Consider the following 14,527-nt stretch of genomic DNA (forward strand, 5'->3'; position numbering starts at 1 on the left):
AAAAAATTTCCACGACCGAATTTGAAGGAGATCACAAAATGAACGGAAAGCTGAAAGTACAGGAAATTGCGCGCCAAACCGGGCTTTCGATCAGCACCGTTTCACGCGTGTTGGCCGGGAAATCCAACACCAGCGCCGAGGCGCGGCAACGAGTGCTGGCCTGTGCGCAACAAAACGGTATCTTGCAGGGGCTTTCCAACGGCAGGCTGATGTTGAACAACGTAATGGTATTTGCCCCGCAACGCGCCTTTGATGTCCGCACCGATATTTTCTACTACAAGGTGATCCAGGGGATCACCAGCGCACTGGCGCAACATGATGTGAGGATCCGCTACTGCGGGTTGGAGGAACAACACAGCGACAGCGTACTGTTTTTGGAAAAGATGAGCGATCCGTTAACCGAAGCCGTGCTGATCATCGGCATTGATGACGAGCATATCCATACGCTGGCCGCCGATCTGAACAAGCCCTGCATTCTGATTAACTGCACCGATCGCCAGATGCGGCTAGACAGCGTCTCCCCAGACCATCAACTGATTGGGGAGTATTCCGCCAACTATCTGTTGCAACAGGGCCACAGCCGTATCCTCAATCTGCAATGTCTACGGCGTAATACCATGGAGCTGCGGCTGGCGGGGATCAAACAGGCCTATATGCGGCACAATATTCCCTTCGATGATCGCCAACATCTGGTCACCACTTCCGGGTTCGGCAGCGAAGAAGCCGAGCAGGCCATCACGGCCTTTATCAACGGCGTTACCGATCGGGCGCAATTGCCGACGGCGATCTTGGCAGGGGGTGACTATATGGCGGTAGGTGCGGTTAATGCGCTAAAGAAGATGCATATCAACGTGCCGGGGCATATTTCGGTGATGAGTACGGATGGTTTTAATCTGGCAGAAATTCACGACGTGCCGCTCACCTCGGTTCACGTTCCTCGTGATGAGCTGGGTGCAGAGGCCATCGCTCTATTGCAACGCCGTATGCTGCGCCCGGATGCGCCACCCAGCAATATGCTGTTGCACGGGCGCTTGGCGGTGCGGGCCTCGGTAAAACGCCTCAGCCAAAACAAGGTGTCGCCAGCGGTCAGCACGCACGACCACCGGCTCTATGATGTATGAGGTCATTCCACCGGTTGATAGCTGAACTTCACCCTTTTTTTGGAGATCAGCCCGTGGCCATGTTGGCAGAGATAATCCACGGCGCCGCAGGCTTTCAGTTCTTGCAACAGTTGCCCGCAGTCGGGGCATTCGGCAAGCTGCCGGTAATCGCTGTTGCAGTCGTCACAATGATAGTGGCCATTCACCCAGCTCATCGGCTGAGCACAAACCGGACATAAGGCGTCCATCTTTCCTCCTGATTTAAATCACGCCCCACGAGCGCAAGAAAGAGATCCCCAACGCGGTGGTAAAGAAGGATCCCACGGTGGTGATCGCAATAATATTGGCGGCCAACGTCGCGTTGCCCCCCATGGCGCGCGTCATCACATAGCTGCCGGAGGCGGTCGGCGTCGCCGAGAACATAAAAATAATGCCGAGCGTAGCGCCCTCGAAACCGCAAAGCCAACCCCCAAACGTCATCAACACCGGTACCAAAAACAGTTTAGCCGAGGACGACAACGCAGCGACGTTGGAAGAACGGAACATTGCCCGCAGATCGAGGCTGGCCCCGGTACACAACAAAGCCAGCGGTAATGACAGGCCTGAGATATAGCTGCCGGTCTGCTTGAGCACGGGCGCAATCCCCAGCCCGGTCTGAGCATAGGCCAGACCGCTTAACAGCCCGAGGATCAGCGGATTGGTCACGATACTGCGCAGCAATGACAGATGTTTGATCTTCTGCCCGTTGCCGCCTTGCAGGCTGCGCGTCAGGGTGATAACCGATAGCACGTTAAACAGGATCACCGTCACGGTCAGATACAGCGAGGCAATCGCGACGCCCTCATCGCCGTAAGCGGTCATTGCATAAGCCAGGCCGACAATCGCGGTATTCGCCCGGAATCCCCCCTGCACGAACACGCCACGCTCGCGTGGCTCTTTCACCAGCCACTTTGCTGCGAACTCCAGCAGCAGGAAGGTCGCTATCGTCCCCACCGCGCCGTAGATCACCAGAGCAAAATTATCACGCAGTTGCGGATGGTTGGTGGCAATGCTGAAGAACAGCAGGCAGGGCAGCGCCAGATTAAACACCAGCTTGGTGGCCCCATCGATAAAGCGATCGTCCATCAGCCGCCAGTGACGTAGCAGGATCCCCAGCAGCATCATCAATAAGTTGGGTACGGTGACGCTAAAGGCAAAACTCCAGGTTTCCCAGGACATGAGCTTCCTTTGCAAGGCCGGTGTAGAAGTGAGATTGGCAGATAATAGAACGGTTTAAGCAGGATAAAAATAGGGCGCGGTATCAATTCCACGCCCTACGGTTGTTATTTTGACTTCTTCAGGTGGCTCATCAAGCGCTTGCGCTTGCGCATCTGGTTTGGCGTCAAGGTGTTGCGCTTGCCCGCAAACGGGTTCTCACCCTCTTTAAACTGGATGCGGATCGGCGTCCCCATCACCTTGAGTGAACGACGGAAGTAGTTCATCAGGTAACGTTTGTAGGAGTCGGCCAGATCGGATACCTGGTTACCGTGGATCACCACGATAGGCGGGTTATATCCCCCTGCGTGCGCGTATTTCAGCTTCACGCGGCGGCCACGCACCAACGGCGGCTGGTGGTCTTCGGCAGCCATCTGCATGATCTTGGTAAGCATCGAGGTGTTTACGCGGCGAGTCGCACACTCATAGGCTTCGTTCACAGATTCGAACAGGTTACCCACACCGCTGCCGTGCAGCGCAGAGATAAAGTGCACACGCGCAAAATCGACAAAGCCCAAACGCAGATCGAGCATCTCTTTCACGTGATCGCGATCTTCCTCACTCATGCCGTCCCACTTGTTGACCGCAATCACCAGTGAGCGCCCACTATTGAGGATAAAGCCCAGCAGCGACAGATCCTGATCGGAAATGCCTTCGCGGGCGTCGATCACCAACAACACGACGTTGGCATCTTCGATCGCCTGCAGCGTTTTGATCACCGAGAATTTCTCAACGGTTTCGGTAACCTTGCCACGCTTGCGCACCCCGGCGGTGTCGATAAGCACATATTCACGCTCGTCACGCACCATCGGAATGTAAATGCTGTCGCGAGTCGTGCCAGGCATGTCAAACACGACCACACGCTCTTCGCCGAGAATACGGTTAGTGAGCGTCGACTTACCTACGTTAGGGCGGCCAACGATCGCCAGCTTGATCGGCAGATCCTGCGGGTTGAAGTCCTCTTCCGGATCTTCATATTCACCCTCTTCCAGCTCACCGCTCTGCTCGGCCCAATAGGCGGCATTGGCTTCTTCTTCGGTCAGCTCGACTTCTTCCGGTTTTGCCGGGATGAACGGCACCAGCACGTGCTCGATCAGCTGTGTGACGCCACGGCCATGAGAAGCGGCAATCGCATAGACGTCGCCCAGGCCCAAGGAATAGAAATCTGCCGTCGCGGTGTCCGGATCCATGCCATCGGTTTTGTTGGCAACCAGGAACGTCGCCTTCTGGCGATTACGCAGGTGCTGGGCAATCCCCTGATCGGCAGGCATCAGCCCGGCACGGGCATCGACCATAAACAGGACGATATCGGCCTCTTCGATCGCCAGCAGCGACTGACCGGCCATACGCGTTTCAACGCCATCTTCCGTCCCGTCAATACCTCCGGTATCGACGATAATAAATTCGTTGCCCTCAACTTCAGCACGACCATATTTGCGGTCTCGCGTTAGCCCGGGGAAATCCGCCACCAGCGCATCGCGCGTCTGTGTTAAACGGTTAAACAAGGTGGATTTACCGACATTCGGGCGCCCGACCAGCGCAACGACAGGTATCATGTTGAAGCCTCATTACTTAATAATCAATGCGTTACTATGAAGCGCAATAGACAGCAGCGGCATAGCTTAAAAATACGAAACGGCCCCTGACGTCAGGAGCCGTTATCCCATGAATCTTACAGGCTGCACAGCCTGCGATTGATTGGGGTTACAACTGTTAGCGAGTGAAGGCGTAAACCTTGCCGCCACGCGCCTGGATCAGCAGTTTGTCACCGGCCACAATTGGCGCGGACAGGAAGCCGGAGCTATCCACTTTTTGCTGAGCCACAAAACGGCCATCGGTGGTATTGATCCAGTGCAGATAACCTTCGGCATCGCCAACGACCAGGTAGCCGTTATACAGCACTGGTGCAGTCAGGTTACGGTGCAGCAGATCGCTCTGGCGCCACAGGTTAACGCCACCTTCGGTATTCATTGCCACTACGCGGTCATTCTGATCGACCACATAGATACGGCCTGCATCGACGATAAAGTCGTTCACCGAGCCCATATCACGTTTCCACATGATTTGGCCGGAGCGCAGATCCAGCGCCGCCATGTTGCCATTGTAACCCAAGGCATAGACCACGTTGTCAATAATCACCGGCGTGGTATCTACGTCATTCAGGCGGTCGATCTCGGTCGCACCGCTTGGCTGGGAAATACGCTGCTGCCAGATCAACTGGCCCTGCTGCATCAACACGGCGCTGACGCGACCGTTGTCACCGCCAACTACCGCTGCACCAAAGGCCGTTGCCGGAGCAGACTCACCACGCAGTGACAGTGAAGGGATATCCAGGTTGACCGTCCACTTGATGGCACCATCAGACTCGTTCAACGCTTGCAGCTGACCGTTGGTGGTATGGATCAGCACCAGCCCCTCGGCGACCACAGGACGGGAAATCGCTTCACCCGCAACCTTGGTTTGCCAGGCGACTTTACCGTCTTCGGTATTCAGCGCATATACCACCGCTTTCTCACTGCCAACGTACACGTTGGAGCCAGACACCGTCAGGCCGCCAGACAGCAGCGCAGGCAGGTTGCTGGAGAAGAAGCCGGTTTTCTCGGAGAGATCGGCCTTCCATTTTTCTTTACCGTCGGCCAGGTCCATCGCTTTCACCGTACCGCGACGATCGGCAGCATAAACCGTGCTGTCCTGATAAGCCGGGCGCAGGTGAGAGTAGTACTCACCAATACCATCACCGACCGACGTGCTCCACGCTTTGTTCGGCGTGAACTGATTTTCAACCGTTGGCAGCGGCGACATGGTAACCACGTCTTCTTCGCCACTAAACAACGAGCAGCCACTCAGCAAAGTCACGGAAACCAGTCCGACCAAGAGTGTTTTACGCAATTGCATGGGAATTCCCCTTAGCTGGACAAGTTATTCAATTTCATGCGCATTACTGCCGCAAGCGCCTGAGAAGCATTGGATTCGATGCCTTTGCTGTAAGCTTCACGTGCACCTTTACTGTCGCCTTTGGCCAACAGCACGTCGCCGCGTACGTCTTGCATCATGGCCATCCAACCTTCGCCTTTCACGCCATCCAGCGTTTTCAGCGCTTCATCCAGCTTTTTCTCTTGCATCTGAACACGAGCCAGACGCAGATTTACCAACGCCAGCAGGTTTTCATCTTTGGCATGGCTCTGTGCCACCACCAGTTGCTGTTCTGCCTTGGCAAAATCACCTTGTTGTGCAAAGTGTTTAGCCAAATCCAGAGCCGCGAACACGCCGTAGCTGTTGTCGTTCGCCTGGATAAACTTCTTTGCCGCTGCCACGTCTTCGGCTTTACCCGATGCCAAGGCAACGTCAACCTGTTGATACGACTGTGAGGCAGCCATCATGCTGGAGGTCTGGTTGCTCTGCCAGTAGCGCCAACCAACCAGGGCACCAATACCGAGCACCACACCCACAACCAAAGCTTTACCGTTTTCGGCAAAAAAGTTGCGCACGGCGTCAAGCTGTTCGTTTTCAGTGGTATAGACTTCCACGGTGTCCTTCTCCTTAACCTAACATCAAAGCCAGACGCGCAGCGACTTCGCTTTGCGCCAGCGTTTCTTGTTCACCACTGCGCAGGTCTTTAACCACCACCTGCTGTGCTGCGACTTCGTTCTCACCCAGGATCAGGGCGATACGCGCGCCCCACTTGTCCGCACGGGTGATCTGCTTTTTAAAGTTGCCGCCGCCATAGTTGGTCATCAATTTAATCTGCGGCGCAGCATCACGAACCTGCTCTGCCAGCAACATGGCCGCACTCTGGGTACCCGCACCGCTCGATATGACGTATACGTCGATGGTGGCCGGTGCCTTGAAGTCCGGATTAACCGCCTGAACCAGCAGTACCAAACGCTCCAGCCCCATGGCAAAACCCACGCCAGGGGTAGCGCGCCCCCCCAGTTGCTCAACCAGGCCGTCGTAACGGCCACCGGCACACACGGTGCCCTGAGCGCCCAGGCTGGTGGTGACCCACTCAAACACCGTGCGATTGTAATAATCCAGGCCGCGCACCAGGCGCTCGTTAACGGTATATGGGATACCGGCCTGAGCTAAAAGTTCACACAGCCCGGCAAAGTGGGCTTTGGACTCTTCATCCAGATAGTCGGAAAGACGCGGCGCATCGTTAAGCAGGGTTTGCACTTCTGGATTTTTAGAATCCAGCACGCGCAGTGGGTTGCTGTACATGCGGCGTTTGCAGTCTTCGTCGAGTTTTTCCTGATGCTGTTCCAGGAAAGCCACCAGAGCGTCACGGTAGTTGGCGCGAGCTTCCAGTGAACCAATGGAGTTCAGTTCCAGATTGACGTGTTCGGCAATGCCCAGCGCTTTCCACCAGCGGGCGGTCAGCAGGATCAGCTCGGCGTCAATGTCGGGGCCTTGCAGGCCAAATACCTCTGCCCCTAACTGATGGAACTGGCGGTAACGGCCTTTTTGTGGACGTTCGTAACGGAACATCGGGCCGATATACCACAGACGCTGTTCCTGATTGTACAGCAGACCATGTTCGATACCGGCGCGTACGCAGCCAGCCGTTCCTTCCGGGCGCAGCGTCAGGCTTTCGCCGTTGCGGTCCTCGAAGGTATACATTTCTTTTTCCACGACGTCGGTCACTTCACCGATGGCGCGCTTGAATAACGGGGTCTGCTCTACAATCGGCAACCGGATTTCGCTATAGCCATAGCCGCTCAGCACCTGCTTGAGTGTGCCTTCAATACGCTGCCACAGTGCCGTTTCTTCCGGCAGGTAATCGTTCATGCCGCGAATGGCTTGAATGTTTTTTGCCACGTGAGTTCTCTGTCCGTTTATATAAAATGGATCCGATTATAGGGACTTTGCCACCCGCTATTCAACGCAGATGCGCAATCCAGTCCTCGGATTATCAATCAGCGGGCCAATAGCCGCCGACTTATTCTTCCAGAAGATTGATCGAAATGCGCTTGGATCCGTCCATCATGGCCGCTTTGGCCCGGATCTTCGCTTCCAACTGGTCAATCATCTGTTCGTTATCAAAACGCTCTTTCTGGCGCACGCCGTCTTCGTAGAAGCCGCTCTTCTTGTGCCCACCGGTTACTCCAATGGTCGACACCAGGGCTTCGCCCGGCCCGTTCACCACGCAACCGATAATGGACACGTCCATCGGGGTGATGAGGTCTTCCAGGCGTTGTTCCAACGCATTGACGGTACCAATGACGTCAAACTCCTGACGTGAGCAGGTTGGGCAGGCAATGAAGTTGATGCCACGAGCGCGGATGCGCAAGGACTTCAGGATATCAAAGCCAACCTTCACTTCTTCAACCGGATCCGCCGCCAGCGAAATGCGCAACGTATCGCCGATCCCTTCCGACAGCAGCATGCCCAGGCCAATGGCTGATTTCACCGAGCCACTGCGTGCTCCGCCCGCCTCGGTGATGCCAAGATGCAAGGGTTGGTCAATACGGGCAGCCAGCAGCCGGTAAGACTGTACGGCCAGGAACACGTCGGACGCTTTCACGCTCACCTTGAACTGGTCAAAGTTGAGACGATCCAGAATATCCACGTGACGCATGGCGGATTCCAGCAGCGCTTCCGGTGTAGGTTCGCCGTACTTTTCCTGAATATCTTTTTCCAACGAGCCGCCGTTAACGCCAATGCGGATCGGGATATTTTTGTCACGCGCGCAGTCAACCACTGAACGGATACGAGATTCGTTGCCAATGTTGCCTGGGTTGATACGCAGGCAGTCAACGCCGTATTCGGCAACCTGCAATGCAATGCGGTAATCGAAATGGATATCGGCCACCAGCGGTACGTTGACCTGCTGCTTGATCAGCCGAAACGCCTCGGCGGCATCCATGGTGGGAACGGAAACGCGGACGATATCAACCCCCACGCGCTCCAGAGCCCGGATCTGATTAACCGTCGCTTCGACATCGGTGGTACGGGTGTTGGTCATCGATTGCACGGCAATCGGCGCTCCATCGCCTATAGGCACGTTACCGACGTAAATACGGGTGGATTTGCGACGGTTAATGGGAGCTTGGTTATGCATCAGTTACTCTCCACTGCTGCTCTGACTTAACGACAATAGCCGCGCAATTACTGCGCGGCAACGGTCAGACGAGCAACACGGTTTGACTTGACAAACCGGCTTAAATCGACCGGTTTACCCTGGAATTGGACCTGTACCGAAGCCGGTGCGCCAAGGGTCAGTTTAAACGGCGCCTTGCCAGCCAGATTCAGCCGGGAACCGCTTTTCTGGATGCCGCTGACCAAGGATTTACCCGTCGCGTCAACCACTTGCACCCAGCAGTCGCCGGAAAAATCCATCACCAGCCCGTTGGCATCAGCCTCCGAAGCACTGACGCCAGCAGCACCGGTAGGCAACTGAGCCTGAGCGGCTGGCGCGGTCGATGTCGCATCCGGGATAGTAGCCTGACTTGGTGCTACTACAGCAGGCTGTTGAGCCGCCTGAGGATCAAGCACGGCCGGGACCTGTTGAGTCGTAGCAGCGCTATTGGTTGACGGCGCAGGGCTGTTGTCTGGGACAACTGCCGATGCACCATTATCCACGTTGCCGTCGGTCAATGGCACTGGCTGGCCTTCACCATGCTGAGAAAGCTGTGCGGAAGATTGATCCGCCATGGTGGCGATCTCTTCCTGCTGAGCCTTGTGATTCTGCCACCACCAGGCACCGGTCAAACCCACGACCACAAACACAATCAGCCAGGTAAAGCTCATCAGCCAGCCATCACGCTTTTTACGGCGCTTACCCAAAGAGAAGCTCTGCATCTGAGCCACTTTGGCCGCTCTCACCGGTGCCTGTTTTTCCATCATCGGCAACAGTTCATCTTCTGGCAAATGCACCAGCTTGGCATAGGAACGGATATAACCACGCACGAACGTTGAAGCCAGATCGGCAGACATATTGTCGTCTTCAATGTCGCGCACGGTAGACATTTTTAGGCACAGGCGTTCAGCCACGGCCTGTTGACTCAGCCCGAGTTGTTCACGAGCCTGGCGCAGGCGTTGACCTGTTGTCATAGATACGGTTTTATCTTGGGAATCTTCAGTATTCATTAGCTAAGAACTGCTGGTACTGTTTGGATTGTGGAAAACTTCGCGCTAGCTGTTTGCCATAGCGTTGAACGCTATCCTGACGGCCCGCTAACGCGGCGAAACGAATCTGTAGCCATAGACTGTCGGCACTCGCCGGCAGAACATGTTGATAACTGTCCAATAAAAGTTGCGACTGCGCGCGCTTCCCTTCTCCAAATTGCTTTTCTGCTTCCACTAGCAGCGGAGCCCCCTTGTCCGGATCGATCTTCAGCGCTCGCGTTAATAACTTACGAGCTTCATCATTTTGACCGGCCTTGAGGAAACAGTAACCTGCGTTTTCCAGACTGTCGGCAACCTGGCCATATTCTGGCGCCAGTGCCGCAGCGCTAAACTGCTGTTGGGCCGGTACATACTGCCCTAAACTACAGAGAAACGCACCGTAATTATTCAATACGGTACCGTTACCCGGTGCAAGTTTAAGCGCTTGCTGATAACGCTGTTCAGCGGCGGCGTTATCGCCGATCCGCTGATTGTAGAGTGCCATGCCCAATTGGGTACGATAATCCTGTGGGGCCGCATCGACCGCTTTTTGCAGATTCTGCCTGGCTGCCGGTAGATCGCCCTGGTTCAGATACTCCAGGCCCAGTTGCAACCGGGTCTGGCCTGCCGCCACCGCTGGCCCGTCGTTATCGGGTTGCGAGCTGGAACAGCCCGCCAGCAAACTGGCCGCCAATAATACACCCCACAGTTTCAGCTTCATGCTTGCACTCATTTCCTTATCCGATGTTACCCGATCGCCTGAAGGATTGCTGCTCACATAACAGGCTGTTAGATAACAAAAAAATCATGCTATAGGATTCAGACCGCTCGTACGTTGATAGGTTCCCCGGCCATTTTCTTTTTCAGGGTACGCTTGGTACGATCGATCACCTCTCCCGCCAACTGCCCACAGGCAGCATCGATGTCATCGCCACGGGTTTTACGAACAATAGTCGTAAAGCCGTATTCCATCAACACCTTGGAGAAACGGTCGACGCGGCTGTTGGAGCTGCGGCCATAAGGTGCCCCAGGGAACGGGTTCCATGGGATCAGGTTGATCTTGCACGGCGTATCTTTCAGCACTTCCGCCAGTTGGTGCGCATCGTCGGTGCTGTCGTTGATGTGATCCAGCATCACGTATTCAACGGTGACGCGCCCTTGGTTGGCATTGGATTTTTCCAGATAACGGCGTACCGCCGCCAGGAAGGTTTCAATATTGTACTTGCGGTTGATCGGTACGATCTCGTCACGGATCTTGTCGTTAGGCGCATGCAGCGAAATGGCCAGCGCCACATCGATCATATCGCCCAATTTGTCCAGAGCGGGTACGACACCGGAGGTAGACAAGGTAACGCGGCGCTTGGACAGACCAAAACCAAAGTCATCCAGCATGATTTCCATCGCTGGCACCACGTTGGTCAGGTTAAGCAACGGCTCCCCCATACCCATCATCACCACGTTGGTGATAGGACGTTGGCCGGTGACTTTGATGGCGCCCAGGATTTTAGCAGCACGCCATACCTGGCCAATGATTTCCGAGACGCGCAGGTTGCGGTTAAAGCCCTGCTGAGCCGTGGAACAGAATTTGCACTCCAGTGCGCAGCCTACCTGTGAAGACACGCACAGGGTGGCGCGATCTCCATCTGGGATATAGACGGTTTCGACCTGTTGATCGCCCACCTTGATGGCCCACTTGATGGTGCCATCGGCCGAACGCTGCTCTTCTGCGACTTCCGGCGCACGGATTTCCGCCACGCGTTGTAATTTATTGCGCAGCACCTTGTTGATGTCGGTCATCTGCTCAAAATCGTCGCAGCAATAGTGATACATCCACTTCATCACCTGATCGGCGCGGAAAGGTTTTTCACCCATGTTGGCGAAAAATTCGCGCAATTGCTGACGGTTCAAATCCAGCAGGTTGATTTTGGCGGTAGCCGGTTGTTCCGTTTGCACGGTCAGGGAAGTATTTTCAGACAAGGTATGCTCGGGCGCGATGGGTTCTAACATAATGATCTCTTAGCCTCGTTATTACACGTTATGGCTTGAAGGAGTGAAAAGTAAGTGTGTCATCAAAAGACACGCCCCAGGCAAGATAGCTTCCCTGGGGCGCGGCATTGTACAAATTTTAGTAGCGGGTTTCTACGTCTGAACGGCTTTCACGGCATTTTTATTGTATCTGCCGGTAAATTGCCGGTCTCAGCAGACCCCACCACAATTAACGTGGGCAGATTTCGCTTTCGTTAAAGAAGTATGCGATTTCACGCTGGGCAGATTCTACTGCGTCTGAGCCGTGCACGGCGTTGGCAGTGAAGCTGTCTGCATAGTCAGCACGCAGGGTGCCGGCCAATGCGTTGTCAGGGTTGGTTGCGCCCATGATGTCACGGTTACGCTGTACGGCATTTTCCGCTTCCAGAACCTGTACCACGATCGGGCCAGAGGTCATGAACTCAACCAGACCGTCGAAGAAAGGACGGCCTTTGTGCTCGGCGTAGAAGCCTTCGGCTTGTTCGCGAGTCAGACGCAACATTTTAGATGCGATGATTTTGAAACCCGCGCGCTCGAAACGAGCATAGATAGCGCCGATGTCATTGTTAGCTACAGCGTTTGGCTTAATGATGGAAAAGGTACGTTCTACGGTCATGATGGCCTCTATTATGTCTTCCAAAACAGGCCGGGCGATAAGGTGAGGTGCCGGCCTTTCAAGTGGCGCAGATTATATGTGCGCTGTTAACGCTTGCCTACGGGAAAATCAACATTTCATTAAAAAAAAATTATCTTAATCCACCATAGTCAGCGACAAATGGGATCCTCGCCGGTGGCCTTACTGGGTTTTATCGGTCGATGGGATCATATTTCGCAGCCAACTGCCCCAGCGACGCTGATAGAAAGCCTGGGTATGGTTGATCAGATAATGGCTCACGCCTCGCGCATTCTCTTCTACCAGGCAAAAGTCGACTGGCTCATCGTTCGGCGCGGTTTCGCTGGCCACCATACCGGCTTCGCTGATCAGGGCTTCAATCTCTGCCGGATCGCCATCCACTTCCAGGCCCACCAACAGGTTCGGCTTCTCGTCTACGGCACGATCGTGCATTAACGCCAGGAAAGCGCGGCGTACCGGTTTCCGCTGGCTGAACAAGGTCGTCAGCGCATCCACCATCGCCGCCGGATACTCTTCAGGCTGCCCCAGCAGTAGCTGAGTTTCGGTATCGATATAGCGCTCTGCCGGTTTCACTACGCCGCCGGTAGCCAACAGCATGGCGATCTCGGCTGGCAAGAATTCCTTGCCGTGGGTGCCTTTCGGGTTCAGGAACAGTTCGGCACCTTGGGTGATTTCAAACAGCACGCGAGCGGGCATGGCGATAAAGGGTTGCTCATCCTCCACTGCGTTTTGCAGCGCCTCCAGCGAGGTGAAGAAAGGCACCACGCTGCTGCCATCCTGCTTTTCCCAGTGCTGAATGTTCACCGGTGTCTCGGCATTCAGCGTAATTTCACCGTCGTGCGGCACCTGCTCGCTGTCACCCAGAATGTAGACCGTTGAATCCAGCAGTTCGCGGAAAAACGCCGGGCGGTATGCCGGTTCTGAGGCCGCCAGCCTCAGCAGGCGCTCAAGCTCGTTTTCGCCTGAAACGGCGTCATCATCATGATGGTGGGAACTCATTGCCGACTCCTCCAATGTATTAAGGGCCCAGCATGCTGAGCCCCTACGGAAAAACGTAATGTTAAACTTACTTCGCTTTGCTCAGCAACAGGTTGGCCAGCGTACGTACGCCCAGACCGGTTGCGCCTGCTGACCACTGCTCCACGGCACCTTTACGATAGGTGGCAGAACAGTCGATATGCAGCCAACCCTTTTGATAATTCTGCACAAAGTGCGACAGGAAGGCCGCGGCGGTGCTGGCGCCAGCGGTGTAAGCCGGGCCCGCAACGTTGTTCAATTCAGCAAAGTTTGACGGCAACTGGCTGCGGTGGAATTCCGCTAGCGGCAGGCGCCAGAACGGCTCGTGCTCTTCATCCGCACTGGCCAACAGCTCTTGCGCCAGCGCATCGTCAAAGCTGAACAGCGCGTGGTAATCATTACCTACCGCCGTTTTCGCTGCGCCAGTCAAGGTCGCGCAGTCGATGATCAACTGCGGGTTTTGCGCGCTGGCATCGATCAGGCCATCGGCCAATACCAGACGCCCTTCCGCATCGGTGTTCATCACTTCAACCGTTTTGCCATTGCGATAGCGGATAATGTCGCCCAGTTTAAAGGCGTTACCGCTGACCATATTGTCCGCACAGCACAGGTACAGTTTGACGCGCTGCTGCAAGCCGCGAGCCACCGCCAATGCCAATGCGCCAGTGATGGTGGCCGCGCCGCCCATGTCGGACTTCATCGAGTCCATAAACGCGCTTTGCTTGAGGCTGTAACCGCCGCTGTCGAAGGTGATCCCTTTACCTACCAGGCAGGCAAATACCGGTGCTTCCGGGTTGCCCGTCGGGTTAAAGTCCAGCGCCAACAGCACCGGAGAACGATCGGAACCCCGGCCAACCGTATGAATACCGGCGTAGTTCTGCTCACGCAGGTCTTCACCTTTGGTGATGCGGTAACTGACGGCATCACAACCAACAGCACACATCAGATCAACCGCGCGGGTTGCCAGTTGCTCTGGCCCCAGCTCTTCCGCTGGCATATTGATGGTGTCACGCACCCAATCGATAATCTTCAGGCGCTGTTGCAGCTCTTGGCTTTCCGCTTCCGGCAGCTCAGCCCACTCGACGCTACGCTGCCCTTTTGGCCCGCGATAGCCCTGCCAAAACGCCCAGCTGTTTTCCAGGTCCCAGCCTTCCCCGGCCAGTTTCACTTTCTTGATGCCCTGGCCATCGATCCTGCGTGCCGCGCGCTGGATCAGGCCCAGCTTGCCGGAATTGCTCAGATGGATGGTGATGCCTTGGTCATTGGTGCTCAGCAGCGCCTTTTCACCCCAGCGCGCATCGGCGGGTTGCTGGGATAGCGTAATCTGCATGATTTCGGTTGTCATAGCCTTACTCCGGATTATTCTTGTACTAATCTTGTCGGATACAAAATA

Annotated in this window: 14 protein-coding genes; 1 reads left to right on the top strand and 13 read right to left on the bottom strand. The window is 55.4% G+C overall.

Annotation, left to right across the window (positions count from 1 at the left end; all coding sequences use genetic code 11):
- Positions 1-38 precede the first annotated feature (38 nt).
- A complete protein-coding gene (locus tag KGP26_RS21030; RefSeq protein ID WP_059201522.1) occupies positions 39-1,121 on the top strand; it encodes a LacI family DNA-binding transcriptional regulator in 1,083 nt (360 codons plus the stop codon).
- 2 nt (positions 1,122-1,123) lie between these two features.
- Here the strand turns inward: KGP26_RS21030 and KGP26_RS21035 are convergent, their stop codons facing one another.
- The 13 genes from KGP26_RS21035 to pepB all read right to left on the bottom strand — a co-directional run bounded on the left by KGP26_RS21035 (position 1,124) and on the right by pepB (position 14,479).
- The gene (locus tag KGP26_RS21035; protein WP_021178843.1) at positions 1,124-1,348 is read right to left on the bottom strand and encodes a zinc ribbon domain-containing protein; all 225 of its coding nucleotides are present in this window, start codon (positions 1,346-1,348) and stop codon (positions 1,124-1,126) included.
- 13 nt (positions 1,349-1,361) lie between these two features.
- Positions 1,362-2,318, bottom strand: a complete 957-nt coding sequence (locus tag KGP26_RS21040; RefSeq protein WP_059201523.1) for an AEC family transporter — start codon at positions 2,316-2,318, stop codon at positions 1,362-1,364.
- A gap of 104 nt (positions 2,319-2,422) precedes the next feature.
- Positions 2,423-3,910, bottom strand: a complete 1,488-nt coding sequence (der, locus tag KGP26_RS21045; protein ID WP_021178845.1) for a ribosome biogenesis GTPase Der — start codon at positions 3,908-3,910, stop codon at positions 2,423-2,425.
- A 157-nt stretch (positions 3,911-4,067) separates the two neighbouring features.
- The gene (bamB, locus tag KGP26_RS21050; protein WP_021807184.1) at positions 4,068-5,249 is read right to left on the bottom strand and encodes an outer membrane protein assembly factor BamB; all 1,182 of its coding nucleotides are present in this window, start codon (positions 5,247-5,249) and stop codon (positions 4,068-4,070) included.
- An 11-nt stretch (positions 5,250-5,260) separates the two neighbouring features.
- Positions 5,261-5,881 (bottom strand): YfgM family protein, encoded by a 621-nt coding sequence (locus KGP26_RS21055; protein WP_223664574.1) that lies wholly within the window; start codon positions 5,879-5,881, stop codon positions 5,261-5,263.
- A 13-nt stretch (positions 5,882-5,894) separates the two neighbouring features.
- Positions 5,895-7,169, bottom strand: coding sequence for a histidine--tRNA ligase (gene hisS / locus KGP26_RS21060; RefSeq protein ID WP_021178848.1), 1,275 nt, complete (start codon positions 7,167-7,169; stop codon positions 5,895-5,897).
- A gap of 121 nt (positions 7,170-7,290) precedes the next feature.
- Positions 7,291-8,412, bottom strand: a complete 1,122-nt coding sequence (gene ispG / locus KGP26_RS21065) for a flavodoxin-dependent (E)-4-hydroxy-3-methylbut-2-enyl-diphosphate synthase (RefSeq protein WP_021178849.1) — start codon at positions 8,410-8,412, stop codon at positions 7,291-7,293.
- 47 nt (positions 8,413-8,459) lie between these two features.
- A complete protein-coding gene (rodZ, locus tag KGP26_RS21070; protein WP_094982790.1) occupies positions 8,460-9,440 on the bottom strand; it encodes a cytoskeleton protein RodZ in 981 nt (326 codons plus the stop codon).
- Positions 9,430-10,179, bottom strand: coding sequence for a type IV pilus biogenesis/stability protein PilW (gene pilW, locus KGP26_RS21075; protein ID WP_021807187.1), 750 nt, complete (start codon positions 10,177-10,179; stop codon positions 9,430-9,432). The genes rodZ and pilW overlap by 11 nt, the downstream gene beginning before the upstream one ends.
- Positions 10,180-10,277: 98 nt before the next feature.
- Positions 10,278-11,465 carry a bifunctional tRNA (adenosine(37)-C2)-methyltransferase TrmG/ribosomal RNA large subunit methyltransferase RlmN gene (locus tag KGP26_RS21080; RefSeq protein ID WP_021178852.1) on the bottom strand — a complete coding sequence of 396 codons (1,188 nt, stop codon included), beginning with the start codon at positions 11,463-11,465 and terminating at the stop codon, positions 10,278-10,280.
- A gap of 208 nt (positions 11,466-11,673) precedes the next feature.
- Positions 11,674-12,099 (bottom strand): nucleoside-diphosphate kinase, encoded by a 426-nt coding sequence (ndk, locus tag KGP26_RS21085; RefSeq protein WP_004952077.1) that lies wholly within the window; start codon positions 12,097-12,099, stop codon positions 11,674-11,676.
- A gap of 180 nt (positions 12,100-12,279) precedes the next feature.
- Positions 12,280-13,116, bottom strand: a complete 837-nt coding sequence (sseB, locus tag KGP26_RS21090; RefSeq protein ID WP_021807188.1) for an enhanced serine sensitivity protein SseB — start codon at positions 13,114-13,116, stop codon at positions 12,280-12,282.
- 67 nt (positions 13,117-13,183) lie between these two features.
- Positions 13,184-14,479: an aminopeptidase PepB gene (gene pepB / locus KGP26_RS21095; RefSeq protein ID WP_094982791.1), complete on the bottom strand. Its 1,296-nt coding sequence runs from the start codon at positions 14,477-14,479 to the stop codon at positions 13,184-13,186.
- Between the last annotated feature and the right edge of the window lie 48 nt (positions 14,480-14,527).

It is taken from the genome of Serratia sp. JSRIV002, assembly GCF_019968725.1.
GTDB classification, from domain to species: domain Bacteria; phylum Pseudomonadota; class Gammaproteobacteria; order Enterobacterales; family Enterobacteriaceae; genus Chania; species Chania fonticola_B.

Excerpts from the sequence above, each read along its gene's own strand:
- pepB (WP_094982791.1), bottom strand. The coding sequence starts at position 14,479 with ATGACAACCGAAATCATGCAGATTACGCTATCCCAGCAACCCGCCGAT.
- rodZ (WP_094982790.1), bottom strand. The coding sequence starts at position 9,440 with ATGAATACTGAAGATTCCCAAGATAAAACCGTATCTATGACAACAGGT.
- KGP26_RS21040 (WP_059201523.1), bottom strand. The coding sequence starts at position 2,318 with ATGTCCTGGGAAACCTGGAGTTTTGCCTTTAGCGTCACCGTACCCAAC.
- ndk (WP_004952077.1), bottom strand. The coding sequence starts at position 12,099 with ATGACCGTAGAACGTACCTTTTCCATCATTAAGCCAAACGCTGTAGCT.
- bamB (WP_021807184.1), bottom strand. The coding sequence starts at position 5,249 with ATGCAATTGCGTAAAACACTCTTGGTCGGACTGGTTTCCGTGACTTTG.
- der (WP_021178845.1), bottom strand. The coding sequence starts at position 3,910 with ATGATACCTGTCGTTGCGCTGGTCGGGCGCCCGAATGTCGGTAAATCC.
- pilW (WP_021807187.1), bottom strand. The coding sequence starts at position 10,179 with ATGAAGCTGAAACTGTGGGGTGTATTATTGGCGGCCAGTTTGCTGGCG.
- ispG (WP_021178849.1), bottom strand. The coding sequence starts at position 8,412 with ATGCATAACCAAGCTCCCATTAACCGTCGCAAATCCACCCGTATTTAC.
- sseB (WP_021807188.1), bottom strand. The coding sequence starts at position 13,116 with ATGAGTTCCCACCATCATGATGATGACGCCGTTTCAGGCGAAAACGAG.
- KGP26_RS21035 (WP_021178843.1), bottom strand. The coding sequence starts at position 1,348 with ATGGACGCCTTATGTCCGGTTTGTGCTCAGCCGATGAGCTGGGTGAAT.
- KGP26_RS21080 (WP_021178852.1), bottom strand. The coding sequence starts at position 11,465 with ATGTTAGAACCCATCGCGCCCGAGCATACCTTGTCTGAAAATACTTCC.
- KGP26_RS21030 (WP_059201522.1), top strand. The coding sequence starts at position 39 with ATGAACGGAAAGCTGAAAGTACAGGAAATTGCGCGCCAAACCGGGCTT.